Raw genomic sequence first — 20,502 nt, 5'->3', positions numbered from 1 at the left:
GTGCCGGGGCAAGGACCGGGCGCGTCCTGCGCCCGGTCGTCTCTCATCACATGCCCGAAGCGGTTCCGGTGCCCGCCTGCATCTTCTGGAGCATGGCGAGATGCTGCTGCACGATCGGAACGGCGCTGCGGGCGCTCGCCTTCAGCGCTGCCTCTTCGCCATTGGCGGCATAGCTCTTGTGCAGGTCCAGCGCGGCCTGGTGCGCCGGCAGTTGCTGGCCGATGTAAAGCCGGTCGAAGTCAGCGGCTGAAGCGGTCTGAAGTTCGTTGATCGATGCCGTGGCCCCGGCGCCGAGAGCGGGCGGTGTTGGCGTCAGACCGGCCTTCTGCGCGGCCTTCATGGTCGCGGCCGTGGTCTTCTGGTGATGGTCGATCATCATCTGCGCGAACCTGCGGACGGCCGGGTCGCGCGATTTCTCCAGCGCGATCTGGCTGGAATTGATCTCGTAGAGGTCGCTCATCCCTGCAGCCATCACGTACGGCATGGCCGAGACCTTCGCCTCGGAAGGGGGCGGGGGCGGCGGCGTCTGCGCGACCGCCGACGTCGTACCCAGCGCGAGGGCGAGAGCGATACCGGTATATCTGATCATGACATTCTCCCAAAGGATCCTGCACGCGACAACCGGAGAGCATGAGGCAGGTTTCTGAGAACGTATGGAAACTGATACATATCAACGCAGAAGCCGCGCTTCGATGACGAGAAGAGGTGCAGCGGGCCCATAAACAGAAGAAGCCCGGCGTTTGCGGCCGGGCTCTTCCGATGTTTCCGGGCGTTTGCGGATCCGATCAGTGCTTCCGCTCGCGGGTGCTTTCCACCATGCCGGGCGCGATGAAGCCGATGGGGGAAATGTCCATCGCGCGCTTCTTCAGCTCGCCCTTCATGCGCTCGTACTCCTCTTCCATCTCCTGAGTCACGGTTGCGCGGCTGTCTTGGAGAGCCTCCTCAAAGTCCTCGCGGGTGACCGCGTCGACGCTGGCTCCGCGCTTACGAATGGCGATAAGGCCGGCGCGGCGAACGACGTCCTCCAGGTCGGCGCCCGTGAAGCGCTCCGTCCGGTCGGCTATGCTGGACAGCGACACATCGGGCGCCAGCGGCATCTTGCCGGTGTGAATGCCCAGGATGTGTTCGCGCCCGGCGGTGTTCGGTGTGCCGACGTAGACGAGCTCGTCGAAACGGCCCGGGCGCAGCAGCGCGGGATCTACCAGCGCCGGGCGGTTGGTTGCGCCGACGAGAACGACCGACTGCAGTTCCTCCATCCCGTCCATCTCGGCAAGGATGGTGTTCACCACGCGGGCGGTCACCTGCGGCTCGCCCATGCCGCCACCCATGCCGCGGGCTGGAACGAGGCTGTCGATCTCGTCGATGAAGACGACGCAGGGCGCGACCTGGCGGGCGCGGGCGAACAGGCGGGCAATCTGCTGCTCGCTTTCGCCGTACCATTTGCTCAGGAGATCGGACGACTTGATCGAGATGAAGTTCGCCTCCGCCTCTTTGGCGACGGCCTTCGCCAGCAGGGTCTTGCCGGTTCCGGGCGGGCCGTAGAGCAGGAATCCCTTCGCAGCCCGGATGCCCAGCTTGTGGAAGGCTTCAGGGTTCTTCAGCGGCAGTTCGATGCCTTCGCGCAGCTTGAGCTGTGCATCGTCCAGGCCGCCGATGTCGGCCCAGCCGATGTTCGGCACCTGCACCATGACTTCGCGCATTGCGGAAGGCTGCACGCGCTTGAGTGCAGCGACGAAGTCCTCGCGGATGACCTGCAGGTTGTCCAGCACTGCGGACGGGATGGTCCGCGCTTCGAGGTCGAGCTGAGGCATGATGCGACGCACCGCTTCGATGGCCGCTTCCCGTGCGAGCGCGGCGAGGTCAGCGCCGACAAAGCCATGGGTTGTGCGCGCCAGTTCGTTCAGGTCGACGCGTTCGCCGAGCGGCATGCCGCGGGTGTGAATGCCCAGGATCTCCCGGCGACCGCTTTCGTCCGGGACGCCTATGACGATCTCACGGTCGAACCGACCCGGACGGCGCAGCGCCTCGTCGATGGCGTCGGGGCGGTTGGTGGCGGCGATCACGACCACGTGAGCGCGGCTGTTCAACCCGTCCATGAGCGTGAGGAGCTGGGCGACAAGGCGCTTTTCGGCCTCCCCGTGGACCTGGCTGCGCTTGGGTGCGATGGAGTCGATCTCATCGATGAAGACGATGGCGGGCGCGGACTTGGTCGCTTCCTCGAAGACTTCGCGCAGGTGCTTCTCGCTCTCGCCATAGCCCGATCCCATGATCTCGGGACCGTTGATCGAGAAGAAGTTGGCTTCGCTCTCGTTGGCCACGGCCTGGGCGAGGCGGGTCTTGCCGGTTCCCGGCGGGCCGTGAAGCAGGACGCCCTTTGGCGGCGCGACACCCAGGCGGGTGAAGAGTTCGGGATAGCGTAGCGGCAGTTCGACCATCTCGCGCAGCTGGCGGATGGTGTCGCTCATGCCCCCGACGTCGTCGTAGTTCACGTCGCCCCGGGCGTCGTTCGCCTCCTCGAACACCTCGCGCAGTTCCACTTCGGTGTTCTCGTCGATATGGACGATGCCGCGGGGGGTGGTGGAGAGCACGTTGAGGCGGATCTGCGTCAGCGCATAAGCCGGGGCGTTGAACATGCGGCGCAGCTGGGGCGGGATATCGGCGACCTGCTGCTGGCCGGTCGTGGCGACGAGATCGCCCTGGACCATGGGGCGGCCGAAGAAATTGCGCTTGAGCGCCGCCGAGGGCCCCTGAAGGCGCATGTCCTTCTGAGCCGGGGCGAACACCACGCGCTGGGCCGGACGCGATTCCGCCTTACGTACGGTGACGTGATCGCCTGAACCGACTTCGGCGTTGCCGCGCTGCAGACCATCGAGCCGGATCACGCTGAGGCTTTCGTCCTCATCGTAGGCCAGCACGGCGCGCGCGACGGTGACCGCCTTGCCGGTAATCTCCAGCACGTCGCCCTCCATGGCGCCGATCTCGGACAGGGAGGCGCGGGAGAGACGGGCGATTCCCTGGCCACTCTCCTCCTGGCGCGCTGCAGCGACCTGCAGCCTGAGCGTGCGATCTTCGGTTTTGATGTCGGCGTCCGCCATCGGTGATTCCCTTCTTCTCGATCCCGTCCCTTCGAGCCGTGATCCGGCCATCGTCCTTGCTGGATTAGGCACGGCGTTTCGGGCGGCGAGGTTCAGCTAGGTATCGCCGCTGGCGATTTCAAACCAACCGCTGGAAGAGGATGGGGTTCCCCTGTCGGCACGTGGATGATGCTTTGCCCGACGAGAGAGATTGCACCCGGCCGGCCAGGTTGGCGCGGCGCAAAAAAAGGCCCGATCGTTGCCGACCGGGCCGTAGAAGTTTTGGGAGAGGATGCCTGAAAGGCAGGTTCGTTATGACCAAAGCCGCGTGTTTGTGCAAGTGCGAAATGACTTTCGCCTGTTGCAAGTAACGCAACTGAGCTTGCGGATTGTTGCACAAAGGTATCCGCTAAATGTCAGAACGCCTGTTTTGCGCCGATTTTCGGCGGAAGGCAGCTTTCAATTTTTGTTTCCGTATAGGGAAGATCGCAGCGGCGGCGTAAGTCCGTGGGAACCACGCCTGTTGCACTGCGCCATTTACTCACCCTGCTAAGTATCCTTTCGTGAAAGCACTCACTTGCTCCGAGTCGGCGCCCCCGTGAGTCGCCGTCGTCCGCTTAGTGTGCGAGCAGAAGGGCTGGCGCCGCGTCCTCGTTCAGGAAAAATTCGGTCACTCCGCCAAACAGGAATTCGCGCACGCGGCTCTTGCCGTAGGCGCCCATCACCAGAAGGTCCGCCCCGCGGACCGCCTGGGCCAGCGTTTCCTGAGTCGACTGCTGGCGCTGGTGCTCCTCTAAGTCTGCGCCGATGCCGTGGCGCCTGAGATAGCGCAGCGCATCTGCGGCCGGGAAGGCACCTTCCTTGCCCACCACGCAGACAAGGCGCACCGAGGAGCAGCTGGCGAGGAGCGGTACGGCGGCACGAAGCGCAGCGGCAGCCTGCTCTCCTCCGTCCCACCCGATGCAGGCGCTGCCGACCGGGAGCCTGAGCGGGCTGTCCGAGACCGCCAGCACCGGGGCGCGGGCGCGCAGTGCAAGGTCGCCGGCCAGCCCTCCGGAACGAGAGACGACGATCAGATCGGACAGGCGTGCGGCATAGGCAAACGCTGTGACGGGATCGTCTTCGCAGCGCACGACCTCGAACGGGACGCCAGCGTCCGCCAGATGAGCTTCGGCTGCATCGGCCACGGCGTCGTCATCGGCACGGGCCTTGTCGAGGGCGTCCGAAATAACGTAGCTGCCCCCCATCGGATCCATGGCGATGTAGCGTGAGACCGGTGTGTCGACGAGCACCGTGATATGGCCACCGTGCCGCCGTGCGATCTCCAGGGCGGTTTCGATCCGAGCGTTGCTTCCAGGGGTACGATCGGCGTTGACGAGTATCGAGCGCATGGTCTTTTCTCCCTCTGATCGAGACGCAGCTTAACCCGGATCGCGGATATCGCCATGATCGGGATCAAGACCGCCTGTGATCGCAACGAGCGGTCCGGCGTGGAAGTTGCCGCAACCGGCCTCTCGGACATGCTTCGATAGAATCAGGCCGCCGGGTCGATGGCGAGTTGCCCGGCTCGGGCGAACAGGTCGAGGATCACCGGGTCTTTTTCCCGGGTGCGAATGGCCGCCTCGAAATGCACGCGCTGGAGGGGGCGCGGCAGGACTTCGCGAAGGGTTCCTGCGGCAAGCCGGTCACGGATCATGGTCTCCGGAAGAAGGGCGGCGCCTTGCCCATTCACCACGATCTCTATCATCGCGCGCACGTTGTTGCAGGTGTGAAGCGCCCGGGGGGCGATGCCGTGCGCCTCCAATGTTTCATGTGAAACGGCGTGAAGCGGTGAGTGATCCGGCAGCGACCAGACAGGAAGGGGCTGGTCGAAGCCCCCGGCGGCGGCCACTTGTGCCCCTGCGGCCCAGACCAGTTCGACTGACCCGATCGGCGCGGTCTTCATGCCCGGGCTGGCCACCGGTCCGGCAAGGAACACGATATCGCGTGTTCCCGCCAGCAACTGCTGGAGCAGGCGGGCCGTCAGATCCAGATCGATTTCCATGGCGATACCCGGCCGGTCCCGCTCGACCGCCTGTATGAAGGCGGGCAGGCAGCTCGCGGCGGCGATCTCCCCGGAGCCGATGCGCACCGATGCCGTGGCACCCGCGAAGTCGCTTGCCTCGAGGAGCACGTGCTCCAACCCGCGGTAGAGCGGCTCGCTTGCCTGCACGAGCCGACGGCCGCGGGCGGACAGCACCATGCGGCGCCCCTCCCGCTGAAAGAGCGAGACGCCGAGCTGCTCCTCGATTTCCCGGACGCGCGCGGAGATCGCCGGCTGAGTTGTGTTCAGGCGATGCGCTGCCGCCGCGAAGGTGCCGAGCCGGTGAATCCACATCAGGGTTTCGAGGTGGAAGAGGGCAATGCGCTTCATTGTATAAGCAAAGCCTATGGGAACCGATAAAAAACAATCGCTATTCGTGATGAGAGACTCTGTCTAGCGTGCTGCCGAACAATGGAAGAGGATCTGTCTCGATGAACAAGATCTACGCCAGTGCCGAGGCAGCGCTGGAAGGCGTGCTCAAGGATGGGCTTCTCATCGCCAGTGGCGGCTTCGGCCTTTGCGGCATCCCGGAACGCCTGCTCGACGCCATTCGCGCTTCCGGTGTAACGGGCCTGACCTTCGCATCGAACAACGCCGGGATCGACAACGAGGGCATCGGCAAGCTGCTGCGCACGCGGCAGGTGAAAAAGATGATCTCTTCCTACGTCGGCGAGAACAAGGAGTTCGAGCGCCAGTTCCTCGCAGGCGAGCTGGAGGTCGAGTTCTGCCCCCAAGGCACGCTGGCCGAGCGCATGCGCGCGGGCGGCGCAGGCATCGCGGGCTTCTACACCAGGACGGGTGTGGGCACCCAGGTCGCCGAGGGCAAGGACGTCAAGGTGTTTCACGGAGAGGAATACATCCTTGAGGAAGGCATCTTCGCGGACCTCGCCATTGTGAAGGCCTGGAAAGCGGATGAGACCGGCAACGTCGTCTTCCGCAAGACCGCTCGCAACTTCAACGTGCCGGCGGCCACCTGCGGAAAGGTCTGCATCGTCGAGGTCGAAGAGATCGTGCCTACGGGCAGCCTTGATCCCGACTGCATCCACCTGCCGGGTGTCTTCGTCCAGCGCATCGTGCCCGGCGCGCCGTACGACAAGAAGATCGAATTCACGACCACCCGCGAGAGGGAGAGCGCCTGATGCCCTGGAACCGCAATGAGATGGCCGCGCGCGCCGCGCAGGAGCTTCAGGACGGCTTCTACGTGAACCTTGGCATCGGCATCCCCACGCTCGTGGCGAACTACGTGCCGCAGGGCATTACCGTTACCCTCCAGAGCGAGAACGGAATGCTCGGCATCGGCCCGTTCCCCTATCCGGACGAGGTGGACCCGGACCTCATCAACGCGGGCAAGCAGACGATCAGCGAGCTCCCGCACTCGGCCTACTTCGACAGCGCTACCAGCTTCGGCATGATTCGGGGCGGCCACATCGACCTCACCGTGCTGGGCGCCATGGAAGTCGCCGAGAACGGAGACATCGCCAACTGGATGATCCCGGGCAAGATGATCAAGGGAATGGGCGGCGCGATGGACCTCGTGGCCGGGGTCAAGAAGATCATCGTCATCATGGAGCATACCTCCAAGAACGGCGATCCCAAATTCATTCCGGCCTGCACGCTGCCGCTGACGGGCAAGAACGTGGTCGACATGATCGTCACCGATCTTGCGGTGTTCCAGCGCCCGGACCACGCAAGCCCGTTCCGGCTTGTCGAACTGGCGCCCGGAGTGACTGCCGAGGAAGTCGCCGCGAAGACCACGGCACACTACGTAAGCTGAGGCCACGCTTCCCTCCCCGTGACCCGGCGGGGAGCGAGCCGCCGAAGTGAAGGGCAAGCGGGCACTCGCCAGCACCACCGCTTGCCGCTATCCCGCTTCGCATTTGCATGCAGGGACAAGAGTGCTCCATGACTTACACCCTCATCACCGCGAATCGGAACTACTCCAGCTGGTCGCTGCGTCCCTGGGTGCTGATGAAGGCCCTGGGTATTGCGTTCGAGGATGAGCTCGAACCCTTCACCATGCCGGTGAACTACGAGGCGTTTCGCAGCTTCTCGCCGACCGGGCAGGTGCCGGCCCTTATCGATGCGGAGCGGACCGTCTGGGATTCGCTGGGCATCGTCCTCTACCTGGCGGATCGGCACGAAGGTGTCTGGCCGCAGGACGAGGACGCGCGCGCCTTTGCGCAGAGCGCGGTCTGTGAGATGCATGCAGGCTTCCCGAGGCTGCGCGCGACCTGCACGATGAACGTGGGCGTGCGGGTCAGGACCCGCCCCTTGGACGGTGAATTGGTCCGGGAAGTCTACCGCCTGCGGGAGCTTTTCGAGGAGGGGCCAGACCGCTTTGGAGGGCCGTGGCTTGCGGGCCAGGCGTTCAGCGCGGTCGACGCCTTCTACGCTCCCGTCGCGTTCCGCATCCGCACCTATGGCCTCGATGTTGGCGGCGGGCAGGCCTGGGTGGAGGCGATGCTGGCCCATCCCGCCATGCGGCAGTGGGAGGAGGAAGCCCTCGCCGAGACATGGCGCGAGGAGAGTCATGAGGCGGAACTGTCCGAGGCGGGCGAGGTCATCGCCGACTTCCGCGCCGGGGCATGAACCCTCGCCGGGGCGGGGTGTCCTTCCGGCGCCTTGCGCGCTCCTTGCCCGCGCCTCATAACCCGCCTGCACTCACCTGGGAGAAACTTGAATGGCCGACCTCGCTTCCATCCCGCTGACCCGAATCGACGGAACGCCCGACAGCCTTGGCGAACATGCCGGCAAGGTGCTGCTGGTGGTGAACGTCGCCTCCAAGTGCGGCCTGACTCCGCAGTACGAAGGGCTTGAGACGCTTTACGGCGAGTACAGGGACAAGGGGCTGGAGATCCTCGGCTTCCCCGCCAACGATTTCGGCGCGCAGGAGCCCGGTACGCATGAGGAAATCGCGCAGTTCTGCTCTGCCAACTACGGTGTCTCGTTCCCGCTTTTCGCGAAGGCCGACGTGACCGGCGCGGGCAAGCAGCCCCTCTACGCGGCCCTCACGGAAGCGCAGCCCACCAAGCAGGGTCCGGCCGAAGAGTTCCGCGAACGGCTGAAGGGCTACGGCATGACGCCCACGCAGGACCCTGAAGTTCTTTGGAACTTCGAGAAGTTCCTCGTCGGACGCGACGGCAAAGTTGCTGGCCGCTTTGCGCCCGGCGTGGAGCCGAAGGATCCGGCGCTCGTTGCGGCCATCGAGGCCGAACTGGCGAAGTAACCGGAAAAAAAAAACAGGCCGGTGGCCGGCGAACCCTCGTCGGCCGCTGATACCGCTCAGTCGATGCCTGTCGCGACCGGCCGGGAAGGATCGGCAATCCATTCGCTCCAGGAGCCGGGATAGAGCCGGCCGGCGGGAAGTCCTGCCACGGCCATGGCCAGTGCGTTGTGGCAGGCGGTGACGCCCGATCCGCACTGCAGGATGGCGGGCTGGTCGTCCAGCAGGGCGGCGAACTCTGCCGCAAGCTCTCCACTCGGGCGGAAGTGGCCACTCGCATCCAGATTGTCGCGGAAGAAGCGGTTGCGCGCGCCCGGGATGTGCCCCGGCACCGGGTCGATCGGGTTCGGCTTGCCTGCAAAGCGTCCCGGATCGCGCGCATCGAGCACCCGGGCCTCGCCGGTTTCGATGTTGGCAAGGACCTCGCTCGCCTTCGCGGGGGAGGGGACGAGCGACCGACCCGGCTGGAAATCGCCCGCAGCGGTGGCGGGCGCAACGCCCGTGTCCAGCGGCAGACCTGCGGCGATCCACGCAGGCTTTCCTCCATCCAGCACGGCAACCGGGGCATGGCCGAGCCAGCGCAGAAGCCACCAGAGCCGTGCGGCCCACGCCCCGCCGTGGCTGTCGTATGCGACGACCTGCTGCTTGTTGTGCAGCCCCTGCGCCCGCAGCCAGGCGCTCAACGCGACAGGTGCCGGCAAGGGGTGGCGTCCATTGCTGCCGTCTGGCGGCGCCGCCAGGTCGTCATCGAGATGCGCATAGCGAGCCGTTGGGATGTGCCCCTGCCGGTAGAGTGCCGGCCCAACATCGGGAGCGCCCAGTTCGAACTCGCAATCGAACACCAGAACATCGGCGCCCTGCGCCAGCATGTCCTTGAGATCTTCAACTGAAATCAGCGTTTCGTGGCTCATCGCTTCCCTGTCCGTGGAGAAATTGATGGTCGAGCGCCCCGCACGATAAGCGGCTTCGAGCGGGGCTGTCGATCATGAAGCGTGCGAAGCTGGGGAAGCAACCATCCGGCGGCGCGTCGCCGGGGCGGATTCTGCAGTAACGAAGGCGCAGGCGGCTTCTGTGAAGCGGATTTGTCGGTAAGCCTCGCGCAAACCTTCAGGAGAGATTGCCATGACTTACCGTGTTGCCATCGTCACCGGCGCTGCCGCAGGTATCGGCGCGGCCTGTTCGAAGCGACTGGCGCAGGATGGGATCGCCGTCGGCGTGCTCGACCTCGATGCGGCGCGGTGCGCCGACACGGTGCAGGCGATCAAGGATGCGGGCGGCACCGCCATTGCGCTTGGTGCCGATGTGTCCAACCGTGAACAGGCGGCCGCCGCCGTGGCGAAGTGCCGGGATGCGCTGGGGCCGATCTCGATCCTCGTCAACAACGCCGGCGTCACTGACTTCACGCCGTTCGAGGATCTCACGGACGAGCGGTGGGACATGGTCTATGCCGTCAACGTGCGTGGGCCGATGATCATGAGCCAGCTTGTGCTCAAGGACATGAAGGAAGCGGCTTGGGGCCGTATCGTCAATATTTCCTCGTCCTCGGCGCAGACCGGAGCGATCAACATGATCTGCTACTCGTCCTCCAAGGGTGCCATCGTCACGATGACGCGTTCCATGGCGCAGGAATTCGGACCTTACGGCATCACCGTCAACAACATCCCGCCAGGTTCGGTGATGGGAACGATCATGTCGGAAGCCAACCGGGAACGCTTCCAGATACCGACCGAAGTCCTGCTGCAGACCATCCCGGTGCGCCGCATGGGCGAACCGGGCGATATCGCCAACGCCTGCGCATGGCTGTGCCACGAAGCGTCCGGCTATGTGACGGGGCAGACCATCGGCGTCAACGGCGGCCGCGTGGTCACCTGAGGCAACAGGGCAGCGCCTCAAAAAGCAAGGGGCCAGCAGCGTCGGCTGCCGGCCCCTGTCCACATGGGGTGGACTAACTCGTGGTTCAGGCTTTCGAAGCCTGGTACCGCTCGATCGCTTCGAGCACAATCTGCCGTGCATCGGCCGCGCCGCCCCAGGTGCCCACGCGCACCCACTTTTCCTTCTCCAGGTCCTTGTAGTGGGTGAAGAAGTGTTCGATCTGAAGCGCGACGATCTCGGGAAGATCGTCTTTTTCCGCGACGTTGGAATAGTACGGGAAGGTTGAATCGATCGGCACGCAGACGAGCTTTTCGTCGCCGCCGTGCTCGTCTTCCAGGTTCAGGACCGCGATTGGGCGAACGCGCACGACGCTGCCCGGGATGAACGGGGAACGGGCGACGACGAGAGCGTCGAGCGGGTCACCGTCCGGAGAAAGCGTATGCGGCACGAAGCCGTAGTTCGCCGGATAGCGCATCGGCGTGTGAAGGATACGGTCCACGAAGAGGGCACCGGAATCCTTGTCGAACTCGTACTTGACCGGCTCGCCGCCGACCGGGACCTCGATGATGACATTGAGGTTCTCGGGCGGATTATCGCCAACGGGGATCATGTCGATGCGCATAGGGGTCCTTCTTTTCTGGCGCTGTTCAGGCTCGTGCCAGGATCACGATGGCGCGGCTTAGCGTCGGGCTTATTGCGTCGCAACAGCCATTTCGGTGATCTACGGCTGGATAGCCCGATTACGGATCAAATCGTCCCGGCAGAACCGGGACGATCGCTCCTCGAGCCGCTTACCGTGTGCGGGACGCCAGCAGCTTGTCGAAGCCGTTGGACTTGCCGGCGGTCGTGCTTTCCAACCAGGGATACCGCAGGCCGCCATGGTAATCGATCTCGACGGTCTGGAAGCGCTCACCGCGCTGTACCAGAAGGCTGATCGGCGCCTTGGACGTCTTGGCAGCGGTGATTGCCGAGCGCATGACATCCTTGGAATAGGCGCGGCCGCCCACCGCCACGATCTTCACCTTGTTGACGACACCGGCGTTGTACGCCGGGCCATCCCACAAGGTCGAGGTCACCTCGCCATCGTTGTTGAGCGTCATGCCGAGCGAGTAGGTGAGGTCCAGCGTCTTGCGGTCATCGGAAATGCCCTTGTCATAGACGTTGGGCTTGTCCTTCCAGACCAGCTTGTACCCGCCCATCTCCAGACCCTTGAGCGGCGCGGGCTGGTTCACGCCATAGAGGCGCGTGCGCAGGAACGTGGCCCAGTCATAGGCATAGACGCCGTCGAGCGTCTTCACGACCTCGTCGAAGTCGTAGGTCAGCTGGCTCCAGTCGCCCGGATAGACCCCGAAGAAGGCCTTGGCGAAATCGTCCAGGCCCTTCGCGCCGCGCGTGCCCTGGCGGATGATCTGGTCTGCCTCAAGCCAAACCAGCGCGCCTTCAACGTAGTAGTCCTCGCTGCGGGTGAGCGAGGTGTACGGCAGGGGGCGGCGACGGTTGAGTTGCGGCGCGTTGACCGTGTCCTCGACGGAGCGCCAGGCGCGGCCCGGCGTGCCTTCGGCGTACTTGCCCGCAGCCGTCGCGAACATGGCAGTCACCATCTCGCGCGATTGCACGCCCGAGCGGGCCGCCAGCACGTAACCCCAGAACTGCGTCTGGCCTTCGTAGACCCACAGCAGGGTATTCTGCATCGGCTGCTGGTAATCGGGCGTCCATGCATCGATGCCGCGACGGAACTTGCCGTTCCAGCTGTGCACGAATTCGTGGGAGATCACATTGCGATCCCAGTCCATCTCGGCCCAGTTGATCCAGGACTTGGGCTCCTGCTGGTTTTCGCTCGAGCGGTGATGCTCAAGCCCGATGCCGCCCATACGGTCTGTGAGGGCCAGCAGGAAGTCGTAGTGATCGAAATGCTTGGCGCCAAAGGTGGCGAGCGCTTCCTTCACCAGATTGCGGTAGGTTTCCAGGTTCTCCGGCTTGATCGCCAGGAACTCGGGTTCGTCGGCGACGACATCCATGTAGACGTTCTGGCCCAGATCCCAGCGCTGTGCGTGCACGCCTGCGAAGATCGGCGAATCGACCAGGTTCTCGTAGTCGATCGTGTTCCAGGTCACCGTGTCGCCGGTGCGGCTGAAGCCGTCGAGCGCGGTGTACACGGTCCAACCCTTGGGGAAGGTGACGGTCGGCTTCACCGGAATGCGACGGGTGTAGTATCCGGCGGGGTAGAGGCTCATCTTTTCCCACTGGAGGTTGAGCATCTCCTGCGTCATCGTGATGCGGCCCTCGCCCGACTGCAGCGGCGAGGTGTGGACGAAGCGCGCGGTGACCTGCGTGGTCCCCTCCGGCAGCACGAGGCGGAAGGCGTTGACCGCGACGGTGTCGCGCACCCAGGGGATTTCCTTGCCGTTGGCGTAGAAGCGGATGTCGGCGAGAAGCGCGTAAGGTCCGGTCTCGGAGTGGTTGCCAGGCAGCCAGCCCGGCTGGAGAAGGACGAGATCGCGCGTGCCCGCGGCGACCGGGATGGTCTGCGTGACGCGGTAAACCCCGCGCGTGATGTCACTGGCGTCGATCGCCAGATCGATCGTGCCGGCATAGGCTTCATCGCGCGCAGCCGGGATCTCCGTCGGCAGCGGCGGCGCCATCGGCAAGGGTCGCGTGGAAGCCTGCGCCTGGACAGAGGTCGACAGGAGCAGGGAGGTGAGGAGGGTCACGCCCGCAAACAAGCTTTTCATTTCGTGGTTCTTTGCGCTTGTTGCCTCCTTTGGCAACCATCGATTCCCGTTGAGGTGCCGTTCCCGGGCGCCTTTCTGCATCCTGAAGGGCAGCCGAACTCTTCCCCAATGCCACCAATCGGGCTAAGCGCGCGCGAATGAGCACTGCACTTTCCACGCCTCAAGCGATCCGCGGCACCCAGGACATCTTCGGCGCCGAGGCCGAGGCTTTCGCCCACGTCGTCGATACCTTCGAGCGGGTGCGCAAGCTCTACCGCTTCCGCCGCGTGGAAATGCCGGTGTTTGAAAAGACCGCCGTGTTCTCCCGCTCGCTGGGCGAGACGACGGATGTGGTGTCGAAGGAGATGTACTCCTTCGAGGATCGCGGGGGCGAGTCTCTGACCCTGCGTCCGGAATTCACGGCCGGCATCGCCCGCGCTTACCTGACGGATGGCTGGAAGCAGTATGCCCCCCTCAAGGTGGCGACGCACGGGCCGCTGTTCCGGTACGAGCGCCCCCAGAAGGGCCGATACCGCCAGTTCCACCAGATCGACGCCGAAGTGATCGGCGTGGCCGAGCCGCTGGCTGACGTGGAACTGCTGGTCATGGCGGACCATCTGCTCAAGGAACTCGGCATCTCCGAAGGTGTGACGCTGCAGCTGAACACGCTGGGTGACGGTGCGAGCCGCGAAGCCTGGCGCACTGCTCTCATCGACTACTTCCGCGACCACAAGGCTTCGCTTTCGGAAGATTCGCAGGACCGGCTGGAGCGTAACCCGCTGCGCATACTCGACTCCAAGGATCCCCGGGACAAGCCGTTCACGGCGGACGCCCCGAAGATCGATGATTTTCTAAGCGCCGAGGCACAGGATTTCTTCGGCGCGGTGACACAAGGGCTCGAAGCGGCCTCGGTGGACTTCGTCCGCGCCCCGGCCCTTGTGCGTGGCCTGGACTACTACAGGCATACCGCTTTCGAATTTGTGACAGATCGGCTGGGGGCGCAGGGCACTGTCCTGGGCGGCGGCCGGTATGACGGCCTCATGGTGGCCCTCGGCGGGCCGGAGACGCCTGCGGTCGGCTGGGCGGCCGGGATCGAGCGCCTGGCGATGCTGGTCGCCGATGGGGGCCGGATTGCCGAAACGCCGCTCACCGCCATGCTGGCGGTGGAGGATGACGCCGCGCTGCCGCTTGCGCTGAAGACTTTGGCAGCGCTGCGCCACAAGGGCATCGACGCGGAAATTCTGGCGACCGGCAGCCCGCGCAAGCGCTTCGACAAAGCCGTCAAGTCGGGCGCCCGAGCGATCGTGTCCTTTGTGGTCCGCGATGGCGCGCCCACTGTGAACCTGCGTGCGGGCGAGGCGACCGCCGAGCGTCAGGCGGTGGAGCAGGTGCTGGCGTCGATCCGGCCGTGAGCGTATCCGACGCCCGCCTGGCGCAGATCGCGGCGCGGTTCGCGGAACTGGAAGCGCGACTGGCGTCGGGAACGCTGGAGGGCGACGCCTTCGTCGCGGCCAGCCGGGACTACGCGGAACTGGAGCCCGTCGCGAAGGTGGCCGCCGATGTGACGGCCATGCGGGGGGAACTGGAATCGCTTCAAGCGCTGGAAGATCCCGATCCGGAGATGCGGGCCCTGGCGGCGGAAGAGGCCGCGCGGCTGAAGGCCGAACTGCCCGAGGCCGAACGGCGGCTTGCCATCGCCATGCTGCCCCGGGACACGGCCGACGTCCGTCCGGCGATGCTGGAGATCCGCGCCGGGACCGGCGGTGACGAGGCTGCCCTGTTCGCCGCCGACCTTTACCGCATGTACGAACGCTACGCGGCCGAGCAGGGCTGGCGCGTCGAGATGGTCAGTGCGAACGCCAGCGATGTCGGCGGGTTCAAGGAGGTCGTGGCCAACGTCACGGGTTCGGGCGTGTTCGCCAAGCTGAAGTTCGAAAGCGGCGTCCACCGCGTGCAGCGTGTGCCTGTGACAGAGAGCGGCGGCCGCATCCATACTTCCGCGGCGACGGTGGCTGTCCTTCCCGAGCCCAGCGAGGTCGATGTCCAGATCGAGGACAAGGACCTCAAGATCGACATCTACCGGGCATCGGGCGCGGGCGGGCAGCACGTCAACACCACCGATTCCGCCGTACGTATCACGCACCTGCCAAGCGGCCTCGTCGTCACCTGCCAGGACGAGCGCAGCCAGCACAAGAACAAGGCCAAGGCGATGCAGGTCCTGCGCGCCCGGCTGTACGAGAAGATGCGCGATGAGGCGCAAGGCGCCGAGGCCGAAGCCCGAAAGGCGATGGTCGGCTCTGGCGACCGTTCGGAACGGATTCGGACGTACAACTTCCCGCAAGGCCGGGTGACCGATCACCGCATCAATCTGACGCTGCATCGGCTGCCGGAAATCCTTGAGGGTCCCGGGCTTGCCGAATTGGTGGATGCGCTGATCGCCGAGGACGAGGCGAAGCGGCTCGCGGCGATGGACGCCTGAAGGTGGCGGCGGCATCACGGCATCTCCGCCTCGCATGACGATGGCGGCTGCAACGGTCGCGGAAGCGATCCGGGGCGCGGCGCTGCGGCTGTCGGCGACCAGCGACACGGCAAGGCTCGATGCAGAAGTGCTTATGGCGCATGCGCTTGGGGTGACACGATCGCAGATGCTCCTTGGCCGCATGCGCGATCCCGAGCCGCAAGGCTTTGCGGTGCTTGTGGATCGGCGCGCCCTTCATGAACCCGTCGCCTACATCAGGGGTGTTCAGGAGTTCTTCGGCTTGCCGTTTCGCGTCGGCCCGGAAGTCCTGATCCCGCGCGGCGACTCCGAAGTGCTGGTGGAAACGGCGCTGACCGAGCGCCCCGACGCTCGGCGTGTGCTCGATTGTGGCGTGGGTTCCGGGGCGCTGCTTCTCGCCGTCCTCGCCAACCTCGCGCAGGCGGAAGGGATCGGCATCGATCGCTCCGCGGCGGCGCTGGCGACAGCCCGCGCGAACGCCGCTGCGCTTGCTGTGGGGGGGCGTGCGCGGCTGCTCGCGGCGGATTGGCACCAGCCGGACTGGTCTGCGGCGCTCGGTCGCTTCGACCTGGTGCTCGCCAACCCGCCCTATGTCGAGGACGACGCGGCGCTCGACGCTTCGGTGCGCAGTTACGAGCCCCACGGTGCGCTGTTTTCCGGCGCAGACGGGCTGGACGATTACAGGGTGCTGGTCCCGCAGCTGCCGGGTCTGCTGGCCCCCGGCGGCCTCGCTCTCGTGGAGATCGGCCACCGGCAGGCTCAGGCCGTCATCGCCATCGGAGGCGCGCACGGTTTGCACGCGCACGTCAGGCGAGATCTGGGCGGAAGGGATCGGGTCGTCGTATTTTCGATGACAAACGTGCAACCGGCGTAAGTTTCCTCTTGGAATTCGATGCCGCAACCCCTAATGATTAGGGCGAACCGGCCGAATGGACGATTATTTCCCATACCCGGTTCGCCTCCATCATTTGCAAGCGGTCGTGGCGTGAAAGTCCCGACAGGGCAGATGTGGAAAATCGCGGCGACCGGGGGGTCGGCCGGGATCTTACGACGTGCGGCAGCCCGGCCTCATGGGGATCGGCGTGTGTCAGGGCTTTCGAGCCCGGGGTTTTGAGGAAAGTCATCCCTTGAATAACAACAATCGTGGTAACAACCGCCGGCGCGGCCGCGGCAACAACCGCCAGCAGGGCGGGCAGCAGACCAACCGGATCGACAGCAGGGCACGGGGCAACGCACCGCAGCTTCTCGAGAAATACCGGAAGCTGGCGCATGACGCCCATCTGAACGGCGACCGCGTGACGGAGGAGTATTACCTCCAGTTCGCGGATCACTACTTCCGCGTCATCGCCGACCAGCGGCAGCGCCAGGAAGAGGCGCGCCAGCCGAACGCACCGCGCCGGGACGACCATCGCCAGGCCGACTACGGCGAGGAATATGGCTCCTATGACGATCCCTATGGCGAAGGGCAGGCTGCTCAGAACGAGCAGCGCGCCCCCCGTCAGGACCGCGAACAGCGCGGTCACGATCAGCGAAGCCATGATCAGCGAACCCACGACCAGCGCGGTGCCGAAACCGCTGCCGAGCCCTCGGCGCCTGCCGGCAATGGCGAGGAGGCTGCGGCCGGTTCGTCTGCTGAAGCGGAGCGCAACCCCTACGAGCCGGCTGAAAACCCCTTCGTCCGTGACAACCGTGCTTCGCGTGGCCTGAAGCAGCGCAAGCCGCGCGGCCCCCGCCATGAGGCGGCAGAGGACGAGGCGCCGGCACACGACGCGCCTACTCCCGCGGAGCAGGGCGAACTTTCCGGCTTCGATGCGGATACCTTGCCCCCTGCCATCGCGGCGAAGCCCGCTCGCAAGCGCGCCGAGAAGCCTGCGCCCGCTGCGGATGGCGAAGGCGAAGCCGTGGCCGAAGAGAAGCCCCGTCGCCGGCGCACCCGCAAGAGCGCCGCTGAAGGCGATGCCGCAGCGCCGGAAGCCGTCAACGGCTGACCATCTTTGCCCGGCGCGGCATGAGGGATCTGTACAGTTCCCTTGCGTCGCGCCGGAGCAGGCTTAAAAGCCAATCGCGATGCAGTCCGACCGGTACGCTTCGCCCTTTCTTCAAACCCTATCCCTGGCCGTGCCCCCGCGGCCCGTGCCCCGTGCGCTTGCGGCAGTAGCGGCAGGCGCAATGGCGGCCTGTGGCTTCCAGCCCCTCGCCCTGTGGCCGCTTACCCTGATCGCCTTGGCCTGGCTGCTCGAACTTCTGGTTCGCGCAAGTACAGGCAGGCAGGTCTTTGCCCTCGGCTGGTGCTTCGGGCTTGGGTATTTCACGCTCGGCAACAACTGGATCGCCACGGCCTTCACCTATCAGGCGCAGATGCCTCATTGGCTGGGCATGATAGCGGTGGTGCTGCTCGCGCTCTATCTCGCGGTGTTCCCGGGCTTCGCGGCCCTCGCGGCGCGCCTCCTCGCCCGGCCTGGTGCCGCGCCGGGAACGTCGGCCATGGCGCGCACGGTGCTGGCCCTCGGAGCGGCGTGGATCGTGACGGAATGGACGCGCGGGTGGCTGTTCACCGGTTTCGCCTGGAATCCGCTGGGCGTGGCCCTGCTGGGCGGGTACGAGAGCCAGGGGCTTGCATGGCTTACTCCCTGGATTGGCACATACGGACTGTCCGGCGTGTTGGTGCTCCTCGCCGGACTGCCCGGCGTGATTGCCCGGGCGGTGGCGGGCCGGGGAATGGCCGTCCGGATCGCCGGTGTCCTCGGCGTGGCCGCCCTCGCCGCAGGCCTTTCCCTCGCCATGCAGGCCGCTGCCCCTGGCGAACGTATGGGCGCCATCCGCTATACGCTGGTGCAGCCCGATATCCGGCAGGAGTTCATCGACGATCCGCGCAGCTTCGAAAGCAATTTCCGGCGCCTTGCCGCGCAGTCGCTACCTCGCTCGCCCGGAGACCGACGCGTGGTCCTGTGGCCGGAATCAGGCTTGGGCGACTTCTTGCGTGACGGCTATCCGGAGTACCTCTATCGAATTTATACTTACGCGGGTGATCCCGTAATCGCGCGTCGACGTCTTGGACAGGTGGTTGGCCCTTACGGCCTGCTGCTGACGGGCGCTGTGGATCTGGTCATCAAGGACGGCGGCGAACAGGCTGCCCGCAATTCGGTGACGGCGATCGATGGCAGCGGCGCGATCGTGGCAGGGTATTCCAAGGCGCACCTGGTTCCCTACGGCGAATATCTGCCGATGCGCTCGCTTCTGGAGCCGCTCGGTCTCAGCCGGCTGGTGGCCGGGCAACTCGACTTCGAGCCCGGGCCTGGTCCGCGAACGATCGACTTCGGCGCCTATGGTAAGGTGGGCGTGCAGATCTGCTACGAGATCATCTTCAGTGGCGGCGTGATCGATCCGGCGAACCGGCCCGATTACCTGTTCAACCCATCCAACGATGGCTGGTTCGGTGCCTGGGGACCTCCGCAGCATCTCGCACAGGCCCGACTTCGCGCGGTGGAGGAGGGAATCCCTGTCCTGCGATCCACGACTACCGGTATCAGCGCCGTCATCGACGCGGACGGGATCGTGCGCGCGTTCGTTCCGCGCCATCAGGTGGGGCGCCTCGACGGACTCATACCGCAGGCGCATCGCCCCACCCTTTTTGCCCGTTACGGCAACGCCTTGCCGCTTCTGCTGGCCACAGTGCTCGCGGCACTAGCCGTTTGCATGGTTGCACTCGACCGCCGTCAGCGGTAGACCGGGCCCACATAAAGATTTCTTTATATCCCAAGGACCGACATGCGCAGCAACTACGTCTTCACGTCCGAGAGCGTTTCCGAAGGCCACCCCGACAAGGTTTCCGATCAGATTTCGGACGCGATCGTGGACCTGTTCCTGTCCAAGGATCCCGAAGCGCGCGTGGCCTGTGAAACGCTGACGACCACTCAACTGGTGGTTCTCGCCGGTGAGATTCGCTGCAAAGGCGTGTACGAGAACGAGCAGTGGGCGCCCGGCGCGCTCAAGGAGATCGAGGACACCGTTCGCAAGGTCGTGAAGGACATCGGCTACGCGCAGGACGGCTTCCACCACGACAAGCTCGAGTTCATCAACCGCCTGCACGGCCAGTCCGCGCACATCGCGCAGGGCGTGGACAGCGCCGGCAACAAGGATGAGGGTGCGGGCGACCAGGGCATCATGTTCGGCTTCGCCTGCGATGAAACGCCGGATTTGATGCCTGCGACGCTCGATTACAGCCACAAGATCCTGCATCGCCTTGCGCAGGACCGTCACTCAGGCGTGGCACCATTCCTTGAACCGGATGCCAAGAGCCAGGTCACGCTGCGCTTCGAGAACGGCGTGCCGGTTGCCGCGACGGCGGTGGTCGTCTCCACGCAGCACGCGCCCGGCTATGACAAGGGCGAGAAGGAAGCCGAACTCAAGGCCTACGTAAAGAAGGTCGTAGGCGAAGTGCTGCCGGAAGGCTTCATCACCGCCGACACGGTGTTTCACATCAACCCGACCGGCTCGTTCGAGATCGGCGGCCCCGACGGCGACGCCGGCCTGACCGGCCGCAAGATCATAGTCGACACGTACGGCGGTGCTTCCCCGCACGGCGGCGGCGCGTTCTCTGGCAAGGACCCGACGAAGGTGGACCGTTCGGCCGCTTACGTGACGCGCTATCTGGCCAAGAACGTCGTGGCGGCCGGTCTGGCGAAGCGCTGCACGATCCAGGTTTCCTACGCCATCGGCGTCTCGGAGCCGCTGTCGCTCTATGTCGACACGCATGGCACTGGCACCGCCGATGACGCCGCGCTGGAGCAGGCGATCGCCAAGGTTGCCGACGAGAAGCTGGGCGGCCTCACCCCCCGCGGAATCCGCGTCGGCCTCGGCCTCAACAAACCGATCTATGGTCCGACCGCTGCGTACGGGCACTTCGGCCGCAAGCCGGAAGGCGATCTCTTCCCCTGGGAACGCACCGATCTGGTGGACGCGCTAAAGGCGGCACTGTCCTGAGCCGACGCTGATCGAATAGCCGGGCGGCCCGCCTCCCGGCTCGACGAAATGCCGACGCC

The 20,502-nt window shown here is 65.3% G+C and carries 18 protein-coding genes; 11 read left to right on the top strand and 7 right to left on the bottom strand.

The genetic code is table 11. From position 1 onward, the window contains the following. Nucleotides 1-46: 46 nt before the first annotated feature. The 4 genes from QOL62_RS08150 to QOL62_RS08135 form a co-directional block, all read right to left on the bottom strand. Nucleotides 47-589: a DUF4142 domain-containing protein gene (locus QOL62_RS08150; RefSeq protein ID WP_103729093.1), complete on the bottom strand. Its 543-nt coding sequence runs from the start codon at nucleotides 587-589 to the stop codon at nucleotides 47-49. A 196-nt stretch (nucleotides 590-785) separates the two neighbouring features. Further along, nucleotides 786-3,095, bottom strand: coding sequence for a CDC48 family AAA ATPase (locus tag QOL62_RS08145; RefSeq protein WP_283405878.1), 2,310 nt, complete (start codon nucleotides 3,093-3,095; stop codon nucleotides 786-788). A gap of 596 nt (nucleotides 3,096-3,691) precedes the next feature. Next, nucleotides 3,692-4,465, bottom strand: coding sequence for a universal stress protein (locus tag QOL62_RS08140; RefSeq protein ID WP_103729091.1), 774 nt, complete (start codon nucleotides 4,463-4,465; stop codon nucleotides 3,692-3,694). Between the two features lie 143 nt (nucleotides 4,466-4,608). Continuing rightward, the gene (locus tag QOL62_RS08135; protein WP_283405877.1) at nucleotides 4,609-5,487 is read right to left on the bottom strand and encodes a LysR family transcriptional regulator; all 879 of its coding nucleotides are present in this window, start codon (nucleotides 5,485-5,487) and stop codon (nucleotides 4,609-4,611) included. A gap of 101 nt (nucleotides 5,488-5,588) precedes the next feature. On the opposite strand from QOL62_RS08135, the gene QOL62_RS08130 reads away from it, so the two are divergent. The 4 genes from QOL62_RS08130 (at nucleotide 5,589) to QOL62_RS08115 (ending at nucleotide 8,383) form a co-directional block, all read left to right on the top strand. Then, nucleotides 5,589-6,296 carry a CoA transferase subunit A gene (locus QOL62_RS08130; RefSeq protein ID WP_283405876.1) on the top strand — a complete coding sequence of 236 codons (708 nt, stop codon included), beginning with the start codon at nucleotides 5,589-5,591 and terminating at the stop codon, nucleotides 6,294-6,296. Continuing rightward, a complete protein-coding gene (locus QOL62_RS08125; protein ID WP_283405875.1) occupies nucleotides 6,296-6,931 on the top strand; it encodes a CoA transferase subunit B in 636 nt (211 codons plus the stop codon). Before QOL62_RS08130 ends, QOL62_RS08125 begins: the two co-directional genes overlap by 1 nt. A gap of 128 nt (nucleotides 6,932-7,059) precedes the next feature. Then, nucleotides 7,060-7,746, top strand: coding sequence for a glutathione S-transferase family protein (locus QOL62_RS08120; protein WP_283405874.1), 687 nt, complete (start codon nucleotides 7,060-7,062; stop codon nucleotides 7,744-7,746). 91 nt (nucleotides 7,747-7,837) lie between these two features. Then, nucleotides 7,838-8,383: a glutathione peroxidase gene (locus QOL62_RS08115; protein WP_283405873.1), complete on the top strand. Its 546-nt coding sequence runs from the start codon at nucleotides 7,838-7,840 to the stop codon at nucleotides 8,381-8,383. Between the two features lie 56 nt (nucleotides 8,384-8,439). On the opposite strand, the gene QOL62_RS08110 is transcribed toward QOL62_RS08115, so the two are convergent. Further along, entirely contained in the window at nucleotides 8,440-9,291 is an 852-nt protein-coding gene (locus QOL62_RS08110; protein WP_283405872.1) for a sulfurtransferase, read from the bottom strand. A gap of 211 nt (nucleotides 9,292-9,502) precedes the next feature. Here QOL62_RS08110 and QOL62_RS08105 point away from each other — a divergent pair, with 211 nt between their 5' ends. Then, nucleotides 9,503-10,252 (top strand): SDR family NAD(P)-dependent oxidoreductase, encoded by a 750-nt coding sequence (locus QOL62_RS08105; protein ID WP_103729084.1) that lies wholly within the window; start codon nucleotides 9,503-9,505, stop codon nucleotides 10,250-10,252. Between the two features lie 85 nt (nucleotides 10,253-10,337). On the opposite strand, the gene ppa is transcribed toward QOL62_RS08105, so the two are convergent. Next, on the bottom strand, nucleotides 10,338-10,874 hold the full coding sequence (ppa, locus tag QOL62_RS08100; protein WP_103729083.1) for an inorganic diphosphatase: 537 nt from the start codon (nucleotides 10,872-10,874) through the stop codon (nucleotides 10,338-10,340). Between the two features lie 169 nt (nucleotides 10,875-11,043). After that, nucleotides 11,044-12,984: a M61 family metallopeptidase gene (locus QOL62_RS08095; RefSeq protein WP_283405871.1), complete on the bottom strand. Its 1,941-nt coding sequence runs from the start codon at nucleotides 12,982-12,984 to the stop codon at nucleotides 11,044-11,046. Nucleotides 12,985-13,121: 137 nt separating this feature from the next. On the opposite strand from QOL62_RS08095, the gene hisS reads away from it, so the two are divergent. The 6 genes from hisS (at nucleotide 13,122) to metK (ending at nucleotide 20,443) form a co-directional block, all read left to right on the top strand. Next, nucleotides 13,122-14,375, top strand: a complete 1,254-nt coding sequence (gene hisS, locus QOL62_RS08090) for a histidine--tRNA ligase (RefSeq protein WP_283405870.1) — start codon at nucleotides 13,122-13,124, stop codon at nucleotides 14,373-14,375. Next, a complete protein-coding gene (gene prfA, locus QOL62_RS08085) occupies nucleotides 14,372-15,442 on the top strand; it encodes a peptide chain release factor 1 (RefSeq protein WP_103729080.1) in 1,071 nt (356 codons plus the stop codon). Before hisS ends, prfA begins: the two co-directional genes overlap by 4 nt. A 40-nt stretch (nucleotides 15,443-15,482) precedes the next feature. Next, nucleotides 15,483-16,334, top strand: coding sequence for a peptide chain release factor N(5)-glutamine methyltransferase (gene prmC / locus QOL62_RS08080; protein ID WP_283405869.1), 852 nt, complete (start codon nucleotides 15,483-15,485; stop codon nucleotides 16,332-16,334). 253 nt (nucleotides 16,335-16,587) lie between these two features. Continuing rightward, nucleotides 16,588-17,448: a DUF4167 domain-containing protein gene (locus QOL62_RS08075; RefSeq protein WP_283405868.1), complete on the top strand. Its 861-nt coding sequence runs from the start codon at nucleotides 16,588-16,590 to the stop codon at nucleotides 17,446-17,448. A gap of 79 nt (nucleotides 17,449-17,527) precedes the next feature. Continuing rightward, complete coding sequence (gene lnt, locus QOL62_RS08070) at nucleotides 17,528-19,186, top strand: apolipoprotein N-acyltransferase (RefSeq protein ID WP_379501902.1); 1,659 nt, start codon at nucleotides 17,528-17,530, stop codon at nucleotides 19,184-19,186. A gap of 42 nt (nucleotides 19,187-19,228) precedes the next feature. Beyond that, on the top strand, nucleotides 19,229-20,443 hold the full coding sequence (gene metK, locus QOL62_RS08065; RefSeq protein WP_283405867.1) for a methionine adenosyltransferase: 1,215 nt from the start codon (nucleotides 19,229-19,231) through the stop codon (nucleotides 20,441-20,443). Nucleotides 20,444-20,502: the final 59 nt, after the last annotated feature.

The sequence above is a fragment of the Novosphingobium panipatense genome, from assembly GCF_900182875.1.
In the GTDB taxonomy this organism is placed as follows: domain Bacteria; phylum Pseudomonadota; class Alphaproteobacteria; order Sphingomonadales; family Sphingomonadaceae; genus Novosphingobium; species Novosphingobium panipatense.
This window is presented reverse-complemented; position numbering and strand designations above follow the sequence as displayed.

Excerpts from the sequence above, each read along its gene's own strand:
- QOL62_RS08130 (WP_283405876.1), top strand. The coding sequence starts at position 5,589 with ATGAACAAGATCTACGCCAGTGCCGAGGCAGCGCTGGAAGGCGTGCTC.
- QOL62_RS08110 (WP_283405872.1), bottom strand. The coding sequence starts at position 9,291 with ATGAGCCACGAAACGCTGATTTCAGTTGAAGATCTCAAGGACATGCTG.
- QOL62_RS08115 (WP_283405873.1), top strand. The coding sequence starts at position 7,838 with ATGGCCGACCTCGCTTCCATCCCGCTGACCCGAATCGACGGAACGCCC.
- QOL62_RS08105 (WP_103729084.1), top strand. The coding sequence starts at position 9,503 with ATGACTTACCGTGTTGCCATCGTCACCGGCGCTGCCGCAGGTATCGGC.
- hisS (WP_283405870.1), top strand. The coding sequence starts at position 13,122 with ATGAGCACTGCACTTTCCACGCCTCAAGCGATCCGCGGCACCCAGGAC.
- ppa (WP_103729083.1), bottom strand. The coding sequence starts at position 10,874 with ATGCGCATCGACATGATCCCCGTTGGCGATAATCCGCCCGAGAACCTC.
- QOL62_RS08150 (WP_103729093.1), bottom strand. The coding sequence starts at position 589 with ATGATCAGATATACCGGTATCGCTCTCGCCCTCGCGCTGGGTACGACG.
- QOL62_RS08120 (WP_283405874.1), top strand. The coding sequence starts at position 7,060 with ATGACTTACACCCTCATCACCGCGAATCGGAACTACTCCAGCTGGTCG.
- QOL62_RS08135 (WP_283405877.1), bottom strand. The coding sequence starts at position 5,487 with ATGAAGCGCATTGCCCTCTTCCACCTCGAAACCCTGATGTGGATTCAC.
- QOL62_RS08095 (WP_283405871.1), bottom strand. The coding sequence starts at position 12,984 with ATGAAAAGCTTGTTTGCGGGCGTGACCCTCCTCACCTCCCTGCTCCTG.
- prmC (WP_283405869.1), top strand. The coding sequence starts at position 15,483 with ATGGCGGCTGCAACGGTCGCGGAAGCGATCCGGGGCGCGGCGCTGCGG.
- QOL62_RS08140 (WP_103729091.1), bottom strand. The coding sequence starts at position 4,465 with ATGCGCTCGATACTCGTCAACGCCGATCGTACCCCTGGAAGCAACGCT.
- QOL62_RS08125 (WP_283405875.1), top strand. The coding sequence starts at position 6,296 with ATGCCCTGGAACCGCAATGAGATGGCCGCGCGCGCCGCGCAGGAGCTT.
- metK (WP_283405867.1), top strand. The coding sequence starts at position 19,229 with ATGCGCAGCAACTACGTCTTCACGTCCGAGAGCGTTTCCGAAGGCCAC.
- QOL62_RS08145 (WP_283405878.1), bottom strand. The coding sequence starts at position 3,095 with ATGGCGGACGCCGACATCAAAACCGAAGATCGCACGCTCAGGCTGCAG.
- lnt (WP_379501902.1), top strand. The coding sequence starts at position 17,528 with ATGCAGTCCGACCGGTACGCTTCGCCCTTTCTTCAAACCCTATCCCTG.